This window comes from Pedobacter nanyangensis (assembly GCF_003313505.1).
Classification (GTDB): Bacteria; Bacteroidota; Bacteroidia; order Sphingobacteriales; family Sphingobacteriaceae; genus Pedobacter; species Pedobacter nanyangensis.
Genome location: NZ_QMHO01000010.1, coordinates 67,828 through 85,893 on the forward strand (window position 1 = coordinate 67,828; position 18,066 = coordinate 85,893).

18 protein-coding genes and 1 pseudogene are annotated in these 18,066 nt (G+C 39.6%); 5 read left to right on the forward strand and 14 right to left on the reverse strand.

Annotation, left to right across the window (positions count from 1 at the left end):
* Positions 1 to 83: 83 nt before the first annotated feature.
* The 3 genes from DUT71_RS15220 to DUT71_RS15230 all read right to left on the reverse strand — a co-directional run bounded on the left by DUT71_RS15220 (position 84) and on the right by DUT71_RS15230 (position 3,282).
* Positions 84 to 446, reverse strand: a complete 363-nt coding sequence (locus tag DUT71_RS15220) for a hypothetical protein (RefSeq protein WP_113663408.1) — start codon at positions 444 to 446, stop codon at positions 84 to 86.
* A 218-nt stretch (positions 447 to 664) separates the two neighbouring features.
* The gene (locus DUT71_RS15225) at positions 665 to 1,084 is read right to left on the reverse strand and encodes a cupin domain-containing protein (protein WP_113663409.1); all 420 of its coding nucleotides are present in this window, start codon (positions 1,082 to 1,084) and stop codon (positions 665 to 667) included.
* A 551-nt stretch (positions 1,085 to 1,635) separates the two neighbouring features.
* Positions 1,636 to 3,282: a TonB-dependent receptor plug domain-containing protein gene (locus tag DUT71_RS15230; RefSeq protein ID WP_113663410.1), complete on the reverse strand. Its 1,647-nt coding sequence runs from the start codon at positions 3,280 to 3,282 to the stop codon at positions 1,636 to 1,638.
* A gap of 752 nt (positions 3,283 to 4,034) precedes the next feature.
* Between DUT71_RS15230 and DUT71_RS15240 the strand changes: the two genes are divergently transcribed.
* The 4 genes and pseudogenes from DUT71_RS15240 to DUT71_RS15265 form a co-directional block, all read left to right on the forward strand.
* Positions 4,035 to 4,565: a hypothetical protein gene (locus DUT71_RS15240; protein ID WP_162796065.1), complete on the forward strand. Its 531-nt coding sequence runs from the start codon at positions 4,035 to 4,037 to the stop codon at positions 4,563 to 4,565.
* A 2,158-nt stretch (positions 4,566 to 6,723) separates the two neighbouring features.
* Complete coding sequence (locus tag DUT71_RS15255) at positions 6,724 to 7,215, forward strand: DNA topoisomerase (RefSeq protein WP_240186953.1); 492 nt, start codon at positions 6,724 to 6,726, stop codon at positions 7,213 to 7,215.
* A complete protein-coding gene (locus DUT71_RS15260; RefSeq protein WP_113663415.1) occupies positions 7,146 to 7,406 on the forward strand; it encodes a DUF4134 domain-containing protein in 261 nt (86 codons plus the stop codon). The genes DUT71_RS15255 and DUT71_RS15260 overlap by 70 nt, the downstream gene beginning before the upstream one ends.
* 11 nt (positions 7,407 to 7,417) lie before the next feature.
* Positions 7,418 to 7,528, forward strand: a pseudogene (locus tag DUT71_RS15265) (DUF4133 domain-containing protein); the annotation flags it as partial.
* A gap of 241 nt (positions 7,529 to 7,769) precedes the next feature.
* On the opposite strand, the gene DUT71_RS15275 reads toward DUT71_RS15265, so the two are convergent.
* The 7 genes from DUT71_RS15275 to DUT71_RS15305 all read right to left on the reverse strand — a co-directional run bounded on the left by DUT71_RS15275 (position 7,770) and on the right by DUT71_RS15305 (position 13,331).
* Positions 7,770 to 8,732: a sodium-dependent bicarbonate transport family permease gene (locus tag DUT71_RS15275; RefSeq protein WP_113663417.1), complete on the reverse strand. Its 963-nt coding sequence runs from the start codon at positions 8,730 to 8,732 to the stop codon at positions 7,770 to 7,772.
* A complete protein-coding gene (locus tag DUT71_RS15280) occupies positions 8,722 to 9,243 on the reverse strand; it encodes a hypothetical protein (protein ID WP_162796066.1) in 522 nt (173 codons plus the stop codon). The genes DUT71_RS15275 and DUT71_RS15280 overlap by 11 nt, the downstream gene beginning before the upstream one ends.
* A 38-nt stretch (positions 9,244 to 9,281) precedes the next feature.
* Positions 9,282 to 10,256: an L-threonylcarbamoyladenylate synthase gene (locus DUT71_RS15285; RefSeq protein WP_113663419.1), complete on the reverse strand. Its 975-nt coding sequence runs from the start codon at positions 10,254 to 10,256 to the stop codon at positions 9,282 to 9,284.
* Positions 10,257 to 10,258: 2 nt separating this feature from the next.
* Positions 10,259 to 11,095, reverse strand: coding sequence for a DUF6671 family protein (locus DUT71_RS15290; RefSeq protein ID WP_113663420.1), 837 nt, complete (start codon positions 11,093 to 11,095; stop codon positions 10,259 to 10,261).
* A gap of 3 nt (positions 11,096 to 11,098) precedes the next feature.
* Positions 11,099 to 11,374: a hypothetical protein gene (locus DUT71_RS15295; RefSeq protein ID WP_113663421.1), complete on the reverse strand. Its 276-nt coding sequence runs from the start codon at positions 11,372 to 11,374 to the stop codon at positions 11,099 to 11,101.
* Positions 11,375 to 11,571: 197 nt separating this feature from the next.
* Entirely contained in the window at positions 11,572 to 11,883 is a 312-nt protein-coding gene (locus DUT71_RS15300; RefSeq protein ID WP_113663422.1) for a divalent cation tolerance protein CutA, read from the reverse strand.
* A gap of 11 nt (positions 11,884 to 11,894) precedes the next feature.
* Entirely contained in the window at positions 11,895 to 13,331 is a 1,437-nt protein-coding gene (locus tag DUT71_RS15305; protein WP_113663423.1) for an NADP-dependent isocitrate dehydrogenase, read from the reverse strand.
* A 91-nt stretch (positions 13,332 to 13,422) separates the two neighbouring features.
* Between DUT71_RS15305 and DUT71_RS15310 the strand changes: the two genes are divergently transcribed.
* Entirely contained in the window at positions 13,423 to 14,346 is a 924-nt protein-coding gene (locus DUT71_RS15310; protein ID WP_113663424.1) for a LysR family transcriptional regulator, read from the forward strand.
* A 259-nt stretch (positions 14,347 to 14,605) separates the two neighbouring features.
* Here DUT71_RS15310 and DUT71_RS15315 read toward each other — a convergent pair whose 3' ends face one another.
* The 4 genes from DUT71_RS15315 to DUT71_RS15325 form a co-directional block, all read right to left on the reverse strand.
* On the reverse strand, positions 14,606 to 15,454 hold the full coding sequence (locus tag DUT71_RS15315; protein ID WP_113663425.1) for a cytochrome-c peroxidase: 849 nt from the start codon (positions 15,452 to 15,454) through the stop codon (positions 14,606 to 14,608).
* Entirely contained in the window at positions 15,378 to 15,635 is a 258-nt protein-coding gene (locus tag DUT71_RS20245) for a hypothetical protein (protein ID WP_162796068.1), read from the reverse strand. Before DUT71_RS20245 ends, DUT71_RS15315 begins: the two co-directional genes overlap by 77 nt.
* 99 nt (positions 15,636 to 15,734) lie before the next feature.
* Positions 15,735 to 16,271, reverse strand: coding sequence for an RNA polymerase sigma factor (locus DUT71_RS15320; protein WP_162796069.1), 537 nt, complete (start codon positions 16,269 to 16,271; stop codon positions 15,735 to 15,737).
* A gap of 385 nt (positions 16,272 to 16,656) precedes the next feature.
* Positions 16,657 to 18,060: a TolC family protein gene (locus tag DUT71_RS15325; RefSeq protein WP_162796070.1), complete on the reverse strand. Its 1,404-nt coding sequence runs from the start codon at positions 18,058 to 18,060 to the stop codon at positions 16,657 to 16,659.
* Positions 18,061 to 18,066 lie beyond the last annotated feature (6 nt).

Consider the following 18,066-nt stretch of genomic DNA (forward strand, 5'->3'; position numbering starts at 1 on the left):
CTTAAAAATTTATTGTAAAAAATCAGAAAAAGAGATCGCATAAGCGACCCTGTTCATTTGCTTAAAGCAAATAATTCCGGTAATTAACAATAAGCAGGGGGGCCACGTAAGCACGAGGCATCGACATTATAGAGTGAAGGGGGATATTCTGGCGGCGGAAGAACATGCTGCTGAACAAGTACGACTGGTTCCAGAATAAAGCTATACTCGACAACAATCAGATTTATCGGCACACTGATATCGTTGTGTTGAAAATCTAATTTTTGAATGAAGTCTCCATCAAGTTTCACATTGTCAAAAGGAGTGGCAGAATTATCTTCTTCATGATCATGATGATCGTGAGAAGATGTAATAACTTGCTCGTCGTGATGGTGCGAAATGAGGTTATGGGCCAATAAAAGGCTAAATGCAAGACCAATAAAAACACGGGCTAGCCATACTCTCATAATGCAAATATAGAATTATGCCTTATAAGTTGTGCAGTAAGTAATATTTTTATAATCTACTTAGACTAGATTGTTTCATTTTTTGTTTGAAAAATGCCTATTTAAGCATATCAATTGCTAAACGACAAATAAATCCAGGACAATTCATTTGCTAATTCCATACGTTAATCTATTGACAATATCATTTTTTTTTAATTTTTTGTCCATCCCTTTAAGTTTTATTGCCTTGTTGCTTCTGTATATTCTTCATCGGTTACAGGTTCCAGCCAGATATTTTCATTCGTTTGGGAGTTACAGGCTATACCGATATGAGAAAACCAACTGGCTGGTGCAGCTCCATGCCAATGTTCGACATTTGGGGCAATTTCAATAACTGTACCGGGTTCCATGTGTACAGCTTGTTTTCCCCGTTCCTGATAATAGCCTGCACCACCAACAGCAATTAGTATCTGCCCCCCCGTGTGCTTGTGCCAGTTGTTGCGACAACCAGGTTCAAACGTAATGTTATTCATCGGAACATTTAAGTCTTTGTTTGAGGTAAGCGGAGCATTCCAGGATTTTCCGCTAAAGTATTTTGCGTAAGCCGTGTTTTCTTCCCCTGTGGGAAAGACACTGATTTTTGGGACTATTGTTTCCATCTTATTTTGTGTTTTACTAGTGATGCAGAATGCTTATGCAATTATCACGCCTATCAAGAAGAATACTGACAACGATTTAAGAGCAATGGTGGAAAATCTGGACAAACCATAGTAAAATGACCCCCTGATACCATTGGATGGATATTTCGGCAAAAGTGGCCCCCTTGTTTCGGGGCAAAGTGGCCGCCAGAACGGTTGCCAAAAGTGGTAGATAATGTTCCTTTCCCCTGAACAAATATACCTAAACCAGATTGACGCTTCCTGGTTAATGATTCAAAACCACCAAAACCTACTCCATCCACCATCTGAGTCCATTTTTGGAACACAGAAGCCCATTTCAATAGCGCTCGCTATTCAACAAATGGCAACGACTCAAAATAAGACGATTTAAGCAATCCAAAACACGATTCGGCCCACCGCCCTTCACTCAAGCTCATAATGAATCCTGAAGGCTTTATTGTCGCTTAAAATAGAAAATCGATTGTAGTATGTAATAGATAAAAAAGTAGCTTGAAAGCATTAAAACGGCCACTTTGCTCCGAAATAGGGTGTCACTTTGAAGCGAAATCCCCTGTCAGTTTAAACGCGGATTTACTGGCCACTTTTGCCGAAATATCCAGGTTACGTGTAAAATAAGTCTCCCTACTGTAATGTTCCCAAGTATCGATCCTCTGATTTTCGTTCTGGTAGAGCACTTCCGCATTTAAAAATTTGGTAAACCTGTACCTTGCTGAAATCCGGGCTAAAAGATTACTTGTTCTATCGTTGGCATCTCCATTTCTTAATTCGTCCAAAGGCCTGTACTTCCAATCCAGAAAACCAAGTTCAGCTGTACTGTTTACGTAAGCTGCACGATAACCTTTTACGACTACAAGTGCATTTCCGTTATCGTCAACTAAATCGGCATACGGATACAAACCGCCATATTTGCCACCAACATCCCATCCATAACCAGTTAAATTATTTCTCAATGCTTTACTACGGGTATAGTTTAATGCGGCGGTAATATCAAGGTTTTTGATTGGGGTGTAGGTATTCTGGGCATTAATTGTTATCCTGTTGTAACCATTGCCTATCGAACTTTCTCTATTGTTGTCGTAACCAATTGAAAGCGCATAAATCATCTGGTTTCCACCTCCACGTATACTAAGCGAGTTTTGTTGGTTTATGGATTTTTGATAGAAATGCTTTTCGTAATCAGTGCGCACGTCCATTGTGCGCAGAGCGTCTATTCTTGTGTCCTTCTCACTTTGGCTTAGGTTTCCAGCTAATATGTCTATCACCGGCGACAAAGCTGGTCGGGTAGTTGTATTTGCTATATCTGCTGTAAAATAGCCTTGCCCAAACAGGTATTTTTCTATATCGATAAAGGTAGAGGCATCTACAAACTTTTTGTTTGCATAGAGGTCTATCTTATTTCCAAGGGTAATATTACTATTGAAATCTATTATAGGCTTTTGGTTCAAACGTCCCTTTTTGGTGGTGATAACGATTACACCATTGCCGCTCCTTGCTCCCCAGATACTTGCTGCTGCGGCATCTTTTAGAACGGAAATACTTTCTACGTCGTTGGGGTTTATGTTCTCCAAACTACCGATATAGGGAAAGCTGTCAACAATAATCAAGGGATCTTTGCTCACATCATCGGAAAGGGTGCTTTGCCCACGAATGTTAATTCCCAAAACACTTGTAGCTGTGCCTGATACAGTCCTCTGGGATTTTGTGCCATTAAATAATACACCGCTTGTAATCCCGTCCAAACGATCTAGAACGGTAGTACCAACCTTACGGTTAAATAAAGTGCTGTCTATTACCACAAAACTTCCTGTTGCACGTTCTTTTGGAATATTCTGAAAACCTGTACTCGCTATGTTTACCTGCTGTAAGCTAGCTGTTTCGCTATATAGCACAATTTCAATATTGGTCATGCTCTTTTCAAATGGTAGTTGGCCCTTTTTATAGCCTATTGCACTGAACAGTAGCACACCCTTGGCCAAATTAGCACGGATTATAAATATTCCCTCATTATTTGAAGCGCCCATTGTTTGTGTCCCTATTTTTAAGGTAACATTGGGCAGGGGCTGTTGATGCTCGTCAACTATCTTTCCCATAAGTATGGTTTGTGCCCGCACATTAACCTTAAAAAAAAGGCATAGCACAGCCATTACGGCAAAAGCCGTTATTTTTTTGAATATCATTTTAATAAGTTTAGTTAGTTGGTTGAAATAAAAACTAAACCTGCCGCCATTAATTAATTAACCTAAATATTTGAAGATAGGCGGCAGGCATAGACCAGCCTAAACTGGATTTTTGGGTTTAAGGGCATATAGCCTGTTAAAAGAATAAAACGGATGGGGTTTGTGTGTTTGGAAAGAAAAGCCAAAACATTGAAGATGCCCATTGCGGCATTTTGGTAGTTTGTATAAAGCCAGAACGATGTAACCGCCCCTCTCCTCTTTAAAAAAGGATAAGTCATAATTTATTACAGTTCTGGTAAGTGTTTTCATTGTTCGTTACATAGTAACGAACCTTTTTAGAGCAAGGATCAAATCCTCGTAAAAGAGGGCTGGTCACTCGCACCTAACTACAGTGGAGGCTCTGGAGGGCCCGTCTACTTACTGAACTAGGTTCAGCTTTCAACTTCACCATCCTTTCGGATGGCTATCATGCAGTAGGATAAGCGAGCGCCAGCCCTATCCGACAAAGGTAGGACTTTAGCGCAACACTTACACTCGCTTGATAAATTTTCCAGATTTCCACCGCGAGGCTCGTTAAAAATATACTACTTATTCTTTTTTATTATTTTTTCAATCTCTATTATCCATTTTTGAATGAGTAAATATACAAAATATTGTATTAATAAAAATTTATTTCACAATAAATACATCAAAATTAACAAAAATTGGTGCGTTGTTTCAGCTTGCATACATTTAAGCAAGAGAAGATAGTCGTGAAAGAAATAGCACCACAGAATTATTTAGGAAGATACTTAACAAACTGCAACTTGTCAAATGTCGAAATATACTATAAGACAGGTATTCCAACTACGGACCTTAGCAGAATGAGAAATGGTGAAATTAGTTCTATACCAGCCGTAAGACTCTATCTTATTTCATTAGTAACTGGTGATACAATGGAAGTAGTACTTAAACAAGTTTATCCAAATCTGAAACTTGTCAATAGCGATAATCCTCTTTCCAACAAAATTAAACCATCAACTACATCCATTGGTAAGATTTTATTTTCACTGGAAGAGTATACTTTTGAAATAATTTCACATAAAACTGGAATAAAGATAAATCGTCTGAGAAACTTAGCTACGAAAGAAACAACGATATTGCTATCACATCAATTATACCTTATTGAACTCGCAACTGATCGCAAACCAGGAACATTATTTAACAAGTTGTTCGAGAACATAAATCTAAATACTGAATCAGAACAAAAAAGACTGCAAAAGGAAGATGAAAACTTCTTATGAGTTTAAATATTGTCAAGAAACATGAAATTCCACAACACTTAAAATTGGTTTGTATAGTAGCTATTTCAAGAAATAACCATTAATATCAAAACCCAAAAGAGATACGAGCCAATTCAATATCCCAATTAAAATTAAGATAATAAACACCACCTTTAGCCAATGTGGCAATTCTTCATTTATGTTTGGCCTCAGCACTCAAATATAAACAATACCAATTTAAATAACTTCAAGTCTAAATTTCGATAAGAAATTGAATTAGCGGTTCAAGTCTTTCAATTCTCCGTAAAAGTTAAGATGAATATACATCTAATTTACATAGTTATTTTATTAACTTTAAGTAACTTATGTTTCTAACATGCTTTCTAAATTAAGAACACTCTTTCTCCCTAGTAAACCAATCGAGACGAAAGGGCAGAATAACAGTTTAAAAAACTCTAAAACAGCTATTCGTTATATGAACGATGCCCTATTTGTATCTAATCTTGGATCAATCCTGTTAAGCTACAGAAAACACATTAAAGAACCAAGTGATAAAATATCAGTATTCCATGACCTGATGAAAACAGACTTGAATACTCTTCTATTTGCAATTTTCTTTATTGGGTTTACGATTAAGGCATACCTAGATGACAATAAAATTCTAAGATGCGAGGAAGCTAAAGGCGATTGTAGTTCAGTCTATTCTCAAAAGTATACCTACTATTTATTTTTTTCAATTTTCACTTGGTCTCTATACACTATCTCGGGCTTCCATATTGCTAGTTCCTATCAAAATGCATCCCTGTTTTTCATTCTTTCGCTAACTGTCAACAGTACTTACATTGTCTTAAAATTAGTTATATCAATAAAGGAGAAAAAAGGAGACGCAGAAAAAACAAATAAACGAAATAGCCACTTAGTTTTTTTGTGTTTTAACATACTGTATGTTGTAACTCTTATAGAAATGCGGAAAACTAGAACCAATATACACATCGTTGATGTTATGTCTTTTAGTTGTTATTCTCTTGTTCGACTACTTCATTAATGAAAGCCGCAAAAAAATATTCTATATAAAAACAATGCTTTTCTTTTAAAAACTCAATTTGTAGCAAAAGGTACAGCTTCCCAATTATTGTTGTTTCGCTAATCAGTTATTGAATACAATAAAACTAAAAGTGGGAAAACTATTGAATCCTTTTTTATCTTTGTTACAATCTGAACTTAAAAATATAAGGCCAGTCAATTAAGAATAATATATCTCCTGATAGTGTTTTAGATGAAAAGGGCGAAAATATCCTGATTTCTTACTCTGCTGACGAGCCAGAAAATCAAAACTGGTTTATTTACGAGTACCGAACTGGTAGAAAAGTCTTGGTGGAAATACATCCGGATAGCGGCAAGGTAACTTTTTTTCGGGAACTTTAAAGAAATGGACATAGCGAAACCATAATCGCCAATATCACTATGCAATTTCCAACACCAAATAAGCCCACAAGGAAAAGGATAGATAAAAGCTCTAGACTTACCGCCGATACACCAACTAACACAGATAAAGTCGTGTTGGGCAAAGTAATGTATGAAAAAGTAGATAGAGTGAAAAAAGAAGGAAAGTAGATCTAAACTTAAATCAAGAAACTGACTAAAGTTGCCTAATATTGAAATTCAATTTATTGCCAGATAAAGAAACACAAAAGACTACGTTACCCATCAGACTTGCAGTAACCATGCGCGATAATACGGTGTCGTAGCTGATTAATATAAATTTACTACTTTAGTTTTAGTTCTTTATTATGAATTATATTGACAATAGATTTTACAGCGTTTCTTATGTGACAAAATTGTTGAGTGGACAGAAACGGCTAAAATCAATATCCTCATTTCATTCCTCGCTTTAAGTTCCTTTTTAACGTATCCCTTATTAGATCACAGAATATATATGTGTCAAAAGGTTTAAGTATATAGGCATCAGCCCCACATTCTTTTGCTATTATTGGGAGGTCTAAACGGGTAGAGCTTAATATTACGGGTATGCAGGACGTGAGGGCGAACTCATTTTTAGGTACATTTATAAATACCTGAAATGTAACAAGCCCTTTGAACGCCTTTGGATAAGCTCGCTTACCGAAAAAGCCATCAAGCAAGGCTTTGACAATCTAAAAGAGGTGCGGCATTTGACGGATTGTATCAGGCGGCACAAGGCAGAAGCCGTGCCGATTGGCTTGTGGGCATCAATGCTACACAGGCGTTGAGCATTACCGCAGGCAACGGCATTTATTCGTGCGGAAGAGTGCAGACACCTACACTGGCTTTGATATGCAAACGCTATTTGAAAAACAAAAATTTCTCGGTAAAGAAACATTGGCAGATACAGTTATTACACCACAAAGAACTGACAGATTTTAAAAACCTTTCCAAAACCAAATGGGAAGACCAAAAACTTGCCGATGATAGGCTGAAAGCCATTCAGCGAAGCGAAACGGAAACAGTTACATCAGTAGAAATCAAAACCGTTACAGAACAACCTCCTTTATTGTTCGACCTTACCGGATTGCAGAAGGAAGCCAACAAAAAGCTGAACCTTTCTGCCGAAGAAACCCTCAACTGTCAGGAATTGGTGCGTTCGCACAGGGAAACGGCTCGGCAGGTATTAACGAAGCTACCCAAATGGTAACTTCCTATTTCGACCCCGCTACCCAACTCATTTACGCCATCGGTGCGGTCGTTGGACTAATCGGAGGCGTTAAGGTGTATAACAAGTTCAGTTCGGGCGATCCTGACACAAGCAAAACTGCGGCTTCGTGGTTTGGTGCGTGTATCTTCTTGATTGTTGCGGCTACAGTCCTACGTTCATTCTTTCTATAAACCTTTGTCTTATGAACAGTTACAACATAAACAAAGGCATAGGCAGGACGGTTGAATTCAGGGGATTGAAGGCTCAATATCTATTCATTTTCGCAGGCGGACTACTCGCTTTGAGGATCCTTAAGATATAGGCTTTCATTAATCTTAAACTTCAATGATACATTCATAACCGTATTCTTTTTGCGAAAACATTATTCCCTACGAGTAAAAAAGCAAAAAAAATTATCAAAAAAGTCAATATATTCCAAATAAACGTATTACAAATTTTTATTATAGCATTACTATTTTTTTTTAAATCTACATTACTATTATCTCTTTGTAGCTTACCTTCTTTAATGGTCATCAAATACTTTACAGAGCGCATCAGTACGTTTTAACAATCATAAAATAGATGGGCATACCAATTGTAATATTTACCGGAAAGGTAATTGCCAGGGCCATTGGCAGGTACAGCCCAGGGTTTGCCTTTGGTACTGAAATCTTCATGGCTGCCGGAACAGCGATGTAGGAGGCACTTGCCGCAAGTACAGCAAAAATAAACCTGTTGGTATCATCATCAATCAGATTTGAGCTCAACAGTGCAACCAAGCTTCCGTTCAACAGTGGTATAAAAAATGCAAACAGGGCTGGAAACCATCCAAATGAGAAAAAGGCTTTTAGCTTTTTCCCGCTGGCAATACCCATATCCAATAAAAAAATGGCTAAAAAACCTTTAAAAAGATCATTAGTGAAAGGCTTGATACCATCGGCCTGTTTGGTGCTGGCCAGATAGCCAATAACAAGGCTACCCAAGATTAGCAGTACGCTGCCATTGGTAAAGGAGTGTTTGAGCACCTGCATCTTATTTATCCGGTGCAAATTGTTCTTATTGAAGAATGAGATCAGCAACAGCCCCATTATGATAGCCGGCGATTCCATCAATGCCATAATGGCAACCATGTGCCCATGCAGAACCAGCTGCTGACTTTCCAGATAAGAAACTGCTGTAACAAAGGTGACCGCACTCACCGATCCGTAGGCGGCGGCAATTGCTCCCGCATCATATACATTCAATCGCCTTTTTAGGATAAAGAAGGTATACAGTGGGATAGACAATGCTATCAAGATCCCGAAAATCATTGCCCATACAATCTCTGCGGAGAAAGCTTCATGAGAAAGTTCCTGCCCACCTCTAAAGCCGATGGCAAAGAGCAGATAAAGCGAAATGAACTTCGAAGAGTTTGGCGGTATCTCCAAATCGCTTTTGAGGTAAACAGCTAAAATACCAAGCACAAAGAACAAAAGTGCAGGGTTGGTCAAATTATCTATCAGTAAATTATAATCCATAATTGATAGGTTGAGTTGGTTTTAGAGAAATAGCCTTAAAAAAATTTCTTGAAGAACTCACTAAACCATTTACAGCAATGGCATTCTCTTGGATACATCCCCCAATAAAAGGAACCGCAATAAGCTCATCAAGTTGCCGCTGTACAATAAGTTTAGCTAATTGATCTCGCTGGTTTTCTATCGCCTGATCTTTGAAATATCTGAAGTAATTATCGATATATAGTTCTATCAATATCTTTTCGGCAGACAAACCGAATGGTTTGTCTTTTTGTATCACAGCATGAATGAATCTACAGGACGTATCGGCCACAACGCAAATTTCCCTGATCTCTTGCTGAACAAGCACATCTCGTATCGCCAACAAATGATCTACCTGGCTCCATCCAAAAACTGCAGCTGGAGCGGTCAAAAATAAGTGCTGCTTCCCATACCTTTGTTTGAGCGGCTGCTCCAGGCAGGAAAAAGGACAGACTAAAAATAAGATGTGATGCATATAATTTTCTATTGACAAATACCTGAAAGTTATGTTGATCATACAATGCTTAAGTCTTAGACCAATGCCAAGAAACCACCGTTTGAACCCCTACCAAGCTTATCATTGATTACAATGCCCATGCCTTCTTCGGGAAACTGCTCGGCGACAATGTAATCCAAACCCACCTTATCCAGCTCGTGCATCGTTTCATAAAGTATAGTTGCAGCTTCTGTTAAATTGCCATTGGCAGACAGGACTTTTTGTTTGAATTGTGCTGGCAAACCAATTAAAGCTTCATTAAAAAGCAATAGCCCCACCTTATTATCTTTTAGTCTACTTACCTCGTATCTGATATTCTTAGTAAAAATAAGCGGCGTTTCCGGACCGTAATGTCTAGCTAGCATACCTGGAGCTACAGGAGATTGAACAGCTTTATTGATCAACACTACCTTTTCAACAACCTCTTGTATCTCTTCAATGGGTAGCGAACCCAACCTATAAATGATGGTCTGGTTTCCGTCAAATCCCACGATGTTAGATTCGATACCTCTTTTACAGCTGCCAACCTGAAGCACCATCCCGATAAGGTCTTTAAAATGTGCTTCTACGTGCTCGGCTCTGGAGGAACTAATGCCCCCAAATGGGTTGGTGCTGGGTGCTGCCAGTGGAAAATCGATTTGGTTCAGCAAAGCCAAAGCTACCGGATGATCTGGCACCCTTACTGCCACCCTAGGATAGCCAGCAGTTACCAGATCGGATACATTCCGGTTTTTTTCGAGTAGCAGGGTTAATGGACCTGGCCAATATCTCTCTGCAAGTCTTATGGCCACCGATGGTATTGTATTGGCTATTGTTTCCAAGCATTCGATACCTTTGATATGCACGATCAGGGGGGTGTGCAAGGGACGATTTTTAGCATCGTATATCGCTTTTATTGCATTTTCGTTGTAGATATTTGCTGCCAAGCCATATACCGTTTCTGTAGGTATGGCAACCAGACAGCCTTGTTTTAGCATATCTGCTGCTAAAGCTATATTATCACTGATCATAATTAGGGGTTACATAAATCACAATACATTGGGTCTTCTTTTTCTTTGCCATGGGGATATTGTCGTTCCAATGAAAAATGGCAGTGAGCACAGCGGTAGACATGGGCTAACGTAGATCGTGTCGGCAATCCGCAAAGCTCACAGGGCAAACCCTGCTCTGCTTCTACTACTCCAAAACCAGCCATCTGACAGCTCGGGCATAGCGACTTGATCTTGTCGGCTAGCTTTTTTGTGACGGTTTCAATTACTTTCATCCTTGTGGGATTAAACATGGCTCTCATATCTGTTTCAACGTAGGCACTCCCGTTATCGAGTTTAACCTTATGGTAACTTGACAACAGCGTTTCCCAATCGGTAATCCCTTTAACCATAAATGCTAAATCCCCTTTTTGCTTTCGAAGGATTAGCCCATGCAATGAGAAGCCTGCATCAGCGGCAAAAGCTTGTAGTTCGTTTTCAGAATTGACGTTAGCTCCATTAAAATTAGTACTCAAGCTCAGCTCACTCACGGTAATCTCTAATCCATTCTTCTGATCGATAAATATTAGAATTTCTTGGTCCGCATTGGCAAAAAATATTATCGGATGTGGGCCAAAAGAGCCTTCACTGGCTATTGCCAGATCGCATTTGGCCAAGGCCATTGCCTGTAGGCACTTGTTTTTGACGGTTGTCAGGGCATCATCAGTCCTTTCCATTTCTCCAGTAAAAGTTCCTAGCAGATCGCTGTCAAATTCTGGGCAGACAAAACAGTCAACACCAAGTTCTCTTTGCATGATTGGGGCAATCACGCTTTCTTTTTGATGCTTGGTCGCAATGAGTAAACGCCTTCCCTCAAACATGTCTTACAGGATGGTAATTTCAATTTCCGATCTGATGGCCAGTTGTTTGTCTTCCCTTTGTGCCGTCTCAAGAAAGTGCATGATCTGGGCAAGGGATTGCTTAAGTTCTATTATCCTTTGCACGGAGTGTTCATCATCCTTGCCTTGTCGTTCCTGGGAACTAAAGTTCTTGATCTGATGGAACTGTACCTTTCCGGTAAATACGTTTCTTAAGATGTCACGGCTTTCGGTTGCGGAAAAATTACCGTCAATAAACTTGAATTTTTGTGTGTTGTTCATGATTGATTTTGTTTTATGAATTGTCCGGAGCACAATGCTCCAGAAATGATACCTAATGAAGATAATAGCTTCCCAAGGAATGCATCAGAAGTGATGAAAGCTGCGGCAAGAGAAAATAGCATTATCAAACTGAGCAAAGCGATGATATTGTTTTGTTTCATTTTAATATTGGCTGATAGAAAGAGTTGAATACCTAGTTATACCGGAATTGTATTTTGTTTCACCATCTCATCAAAACTGCTGTTTGAGCCGACAATTGGAGTGGAGATGATCAATACTTCTTCCCCTAGCTGCGCTTCAACCGCATGAACGATCTGGTTGGTCAAAAGTGATTTGGATTTGGCCGTGATTACATTGTAGACTTCTTTGGTAAAATTCCCATCCTTGATGGAATAGGAAATATTATCCATATCAATTACTGCAGATGCGATGAGTTTAGCCTCAAGTAGGTGTTTAACCAAATCCTCTGCATCATTTTTTTTATCTAGGTAAATAATGATATTGACCATACCGCTTTGTTTTATTGCCCCTGGCCTAATGAAAATGCAGCCTTTCCATTAAACTCATATAGATTTTCTGTTTTGATAACATCGATATTTAGATCGCTTGCCTGTTTTAGGAGTTGAATGATATCTTCTTGACTGATGCCGATTCCTACCTCTGATGTAAATCTGCATCTCCAATGGTCGGTGCAGAATGTTTCCTTGAAACCGTTGGGCCAAACCTTTACTCCCCTATTGGTAATCATAGAAAGCAGCACACCGCCACTTTCAAGTACAGAAATTTGTGTAGCCAGTTCATTTGGATTGCTACCTTGCCAGTGCACAAATAGATCTACACCTACAAGTTTTTTCGCAGCTGGGGCCTTTCTTACGTATTTGGGTAGTTTTAAAACAGTATCTGTAAACTGAGCGCTGACTTTTAAAAACGAGGGCTGCTCTCCCAAGTTTGAAATGAGGTGAGTGGTAAATTCTGTGGTGCTTACCTCTTTTTTGCTAAACCCGCTTTTGAAGATATCACTAGTATGTATGCCTTCTTCAATGGTTTTCAACCAGGCATTCTGGATTTTCTGTGCAACGCCCGTTTGTCCGATGTGCGTGAGCATCATTACCGCAGCCTGGATGAGCCCTGAAGGATTACCGATATTTCTGCCGGCAATATCTGGAGCCGAGCCATGTATGGCCTCAAACATGGCACATTCCTCGCCAATGTTCGCCGAGCCCCCTAGCCCAACCGAACCTGCAATTTCCGCAGCAATGTCCGAGATGATATCGCCATAAAGGTTCATGGTTACGATTACATCGAAATCTTCGGGAGACTGCGCCAATTTAGCTGCACCGATATCAATGATCCAATGATCGGTTTTGATTTCTGGATATTCTAAAGCAATCTCATCAAACACCTCATGGAACAATCCGTCGGTCTGCTTCATGATATTGTCCTTGGTCAGGCAGGTCAGCTTTTTTCTGCCCTGCTGTTTGGTATACTCAAAGGCATAACGGATGATCTTTTCGCAACCGGGCCTACTGATCAGCTTTAGGCACTGTATCACCTCATCTGTCTGCTGATGTTCAATGCCTGCATACAAATCCTCCTCGTTTTCCCTGATGATCACCAGATCCATTACCGGATGTTTTGTGGCGACAAATGGGTGCAGACTAGTGCATGGGCGAACGTTCGCGTACAGGCCCATCGATTTTCTCATGGTTACATTCAAGCTTTTATAGCCCCCACCTTGAGGTGTGGTGATGGGCGCTTTCAGGAAAATCCTGTTCCTGCGAATTGTCTCCCAAGATTCTGCTGCTATGCCCGAAGTGTTTCCTTCTAGATAGACTTTCTCTCCCACTTCAATCTCGTCAATTTCCAATTGTGCGCCAGCAAGCTTTAAAATCCTCAAAGTGGCATCCATGATTTCCGGGCCTACCCCGTCTCCTTTTGCAACTGTTATTCTCGTCATATTGATCATGTATTTTTGATTGGCACAATATTCCGGGAAAGTTTTTATATATTTTTATTTATGTTTGTAATGATATACATAAAAATAATTTATGAATTATACGCTACACCAGCTTCAGGTTTTTTTGAAGATCACCCAGACCAAAAGTATTACCAAGGCAGCCGAAGAGCTGCATCTGACCCAACCTGCGGTTTCCATCCAACTGAAGAATTTGCAGGACCAGTTCGAAATCCCATTGACAGAAGTAGTTGGGCGTCAGCTTTATGTAACAGATTTTGGCAGGGAGATTGCACATGCCGCAGAGAATATTCTCAATGAGGTCTATGCCATCAACTACAAAACCTCTGCCTTTAAGGGACAGATAACTGGCCGGTTGAAAATTTCTGTAGTTTCTACGGGAAAGTATGTTATGCCCTACTTCCTATCGGATTTCATGAACGAGCACAAGGGGGTAGAGCTTGTGATGGATGTGACCAATAAGAACAAGGTGCTTGAAAGCCTAGAGAATAACGAAGTTGATTTTGCCCTGGTTTCCATCTTGCCAACCACCGTAAATGTAGAAAAATTGGATTTGTTGAATAACAAACTTTATCTGGTGGGTAATTCTTTGCCTACATTAAGCAAAAAAGCTACGGTAAAGGAGATATTTGAAAAGCTCCCTATCATTTTTAGGGAAAAGGGTTCGGGCACCAGGCAGACCATGGAAGCTTTTTTTAACAGGAATGAAATCGCTGTGCTAAAAAAGATGGAACTCTCCTCTAACGAAGCGGTAAAGCAGGCTTTGCTTGCCGGATTGGGCTACTCGGTCATGCCCTTGATCGGTATCCGGAACGAATTGCAGAACAAGGAACTGCAGATTATACCGGTAAAAGGTCTTCCTATTACTACAACTTGGCGGATTGTATGGCTGAAGGGGAAAAAGCATTCACCAGTTTCCTTGGCCTATTTGGAATATCTTAACAAAAATACCCGGTCGATAATAGAAAATAAGTTCACTTGGTATGAACAATACTAGTCCTATGATCACGGAGCCTATTAGAGACACCTGGTGGGCCTTGATGCTTACTTGCCCTTAGCCCTCAGATGGGATCATAGCCAATGCAAAACCGTAATCCTTAAAATACACCATTCATTACAGAAGTACCACAGGCCAGCAATTATACGAGACTGTACATAAACACAAAAAACTAATGGATCTACAGTGGTCTACCGCACCAAACGAACATCTGCACAAGATTGATTTTAACCTGGCGGCAAAGCTGGATATGGACGTGCTATGGGAGATCTTCCAGTGCGCCCATGAATGCTATGATCTGCTGTATCTCTGCTTTTGTAAGATTTAATTGAGCTGAAGACAGGGTTTGGTTATCTACCTTCAGGCCCAGCCCTGTACCACCCCCACGGTTATAAAAATCCATTACCTGTTCCAAGCTTTTGTATACCCCGTTATGCATATAGGGTGCAGTTTTGGTAATATTCCTGAGCGTAGCGGTTTTGAAGGCATGTTTATATTGTGGATATGCGTAAAGGGCATACCGCCCAAGATCGGGATCTATCATGGTTCCTGTAGTGTCAGTATCGGCAGGAACGCCAAGAACCTCCGCTTCACTTTTGATAAAAAGTGGTGACTGCGTTCCATTGAATAATGGCGCAAAATGGCAACTCCCGCACTTGGCCTTTCCCATAAAAAGATTAAATCCAGCTTTCTCATCTGCACTTAGCTGCTTGTGATCGCCTCGCATGTAAAGGTCAAATCTAGAGCTAAAGGGGGATAGCGAACGTAGGTAGCTTGCAATGGCATGTTGGATCTTCCATGGGTCAGCACCGCCAGACTGGCCCGGATAGGCATTATTGAATAACCTATGGTATCCTTTTCTGGAATTTATGATCAAGGCCGCCTGCTCCAGCGAGCCGTTCATTTCCTGTCTGTGGTGGACCACATCAATCACCTGATCTTCTAGCGATCCCGCTTTTAGATCATAAAAGAAACCACGTTGCATGCCTACATAATTCAGTGTTGGTGTGTTTCTTAACAAAACTCTGCCGTTAGATATTCCCGCGCCCTTGGTCAAATGCCAGAAAATCATCAAACTTGGAGAATGCATCATGCAATTCCTCGTCATCTAGTCTAAAACTAAGCTTGGCCAACATTCGCTCTGCGTTATAAATTTCATCCAGTTTCTCTGGGTGCCGGGCAATCCAGTCCAACCAGAAAGCAATTGCCTCTGTATCTGTTTTAAGGTAATAAGCGATGAATGATTCATCAGCCGCAAAATCTTCCGAATGGTAATAGTTATAGTTCATTCTAAGTAAGTAAGAGCAGACAATTACAAATTACTTGTCAGTAATTTATTATAAGAGTTAGGAAACTTCAGTTTTTACCAGAAATTATTAAAAATATTTTTATTTGGCACTCAATTCGTCCCTGAGCTTGCAGATCGCTGCATACATGTGGTTGTAAACTGTTCTGGGTTTCAGTTTTAGCATCATCGCTATCGCCTCGTAATTCAGCTCGTCAAAAAATTTCAACTTGATAATTTCCCGCTGCATCTGCGTCAGCTCGTTAATAGCTCGCCATATTTTCACTTTCGTGTCGGCATCAGTTTCTGCAGAAATTAACAATTGCTCGTAAGAATTTTCTGTTAAGTACTCAAATTCTTGGCCGCTAATCTGATCTGTTTTTTGGTCTAATTTGATTTCTTTTAGTAGCCTATTGCGAACACAAGTTTTAAGATACGCTTTCACATGATTAACCTCTCCAACTTGAGCTCTTTTTTGCCATATATCACAAAAAATTTCATGTAGACAATCTTTTACTTTCTCTTTATCAGCGATCATCTTAAATCCAAATGCAAAAAGCTCTTGAAAACACTCTTGATACAATGTTTTCATTGCAAGCGCATCACCATTTCTAATATTTTGCCAAATTTTTGGATCCATTCGAAACATAAAAGTAAATAACAAATTTTAAATAACCATAATGTAGAATACTATTAAAGGCTGAGGATCGGCAATTCGTACTTAAATCAATAGCACAGCTACACCTACATTATAGTTAGAGGTTATCCACCAAATATCGACGGCAATAGAATCTTTCTTCTGCAACTTTAATCCAGATAGCTAGTAATGCTACGTTTGCTAGGCTTTTCTTTATCTTTTTAATTCTTTACAGGAAACATTAAATTGAATAGCTGGTCGAGAAGATATGTAGGAGAAATCGAAGCTCTGGGGTTTCATGGAGTTTGATTGTCACTTTGTTTTTTACCGATGTTCCTAATTGCTTGTAACTAGAACAACATAAGACTTAAATTAAATTCTTCAAGAACTATTGCACCACGAAATTCTCGTTTAACCACTTGAGCTGATTATAACCTTTAATGAACTTCAAACGCAATTCTAAAATCTTCTCCTGTGCATCAATCAGTTTGTTTTCTCTGCTATTGATCAAGAACAAAGAACTTTCTCCAGCGTTGTACTTGGCTTCTTCTGCCTTTACCAAGCGCTCGTAGTTATCGATATTTTGTGTAGCGATATCTATCTGGTTGCGATAGTTAATCACCTCGTTTTTATAGGTATTCAACTTAGTGTTAATTTCTTGCCTTTTATAATCGATATCTAAAAGGTTTTGTTGCACTTTATTTTTCGCAATGCGATAATCGCCTCTGGCCTGCCTTAAAAAGATAGGAATTTCTAACTTGATACCATATTGATAATTGTTTTGGAACAAAGGGAAAAACTCAGATCGGTAATTTTCCTTATTAAAGAAATTGTAGGTTAAATCTAACTTGGGCAAAAAGCTCTGAAATTTAAGTCGGCGTTCGCTTTCTAAAAAATCTTGCTTTCGCAGGTAATACAAAACCGATGCATGATTTCCTAAAGGTTGGCCGTTTAACCGTCCTAGTAGTGGCACATATTCTTGGTACGCCACATTGTTCATTAAGGTTTCGCTCGGGATAATGCCTTCCAAAATATCATAAGGCTGCTGGTTTTCCTTCCATAAAAATAAAGACAGCTCTTGCGTTGCCTTTACAAATTGTAGGTAAGCATCTTTCTGTTCTAGCTCGAAGCTCTGCAATTGCGATAGTGCCTCTGTGGTATCAATGGCGGCACGTTCGCCATATTGATAGGTTTTTTTGGTGAGTGCTAATCTATTCTGATTGATGGTTACCGCTCTGCTTTGCAGCAAAAAAAGTTCATATTCTTTCACCCAATTCCAATAGGCATTATCGGCAGCGAGAAGCAAATCATTAGTAAGTACAAGTTGCTCGGCCTCGGTCATCTGCAAGCCAATTCTCGCTTGGTCTAGCAACGCTCTTCGTCTATCGTAAACCAGATTTTTAGCTAGCGGAACCGTTAATCCAAATTGGTATAGACCACCACGGGTATCGCTGTTATTCAGCTTTTGTCCGTCGATATAGTTATAACTGCCATTTAATTCTATGCCATACCAAGTAGGAATACCCAAGCCAATGTTTGTTTCTTTGTAGTAATCGATGCCATCAATAGTTTTTTCACCTTTTTTACCTTCAACTACCGGATCAAAATTACCTCTAGCTCTTTGGATTTCTGCCCTCGCTATTTCATTTTGCAGTCGATATTTGAACGCTAATGGATGGTAGCTTTTAACGGCAGCTAAAAACTCCTGATGCGAAAGCCGCAGGGTATCTTGTCCAAAAACTGGCTGAACAACGCAAATTATTAAGAAAACTAAGACAAATCTATATCGCATTTTCAT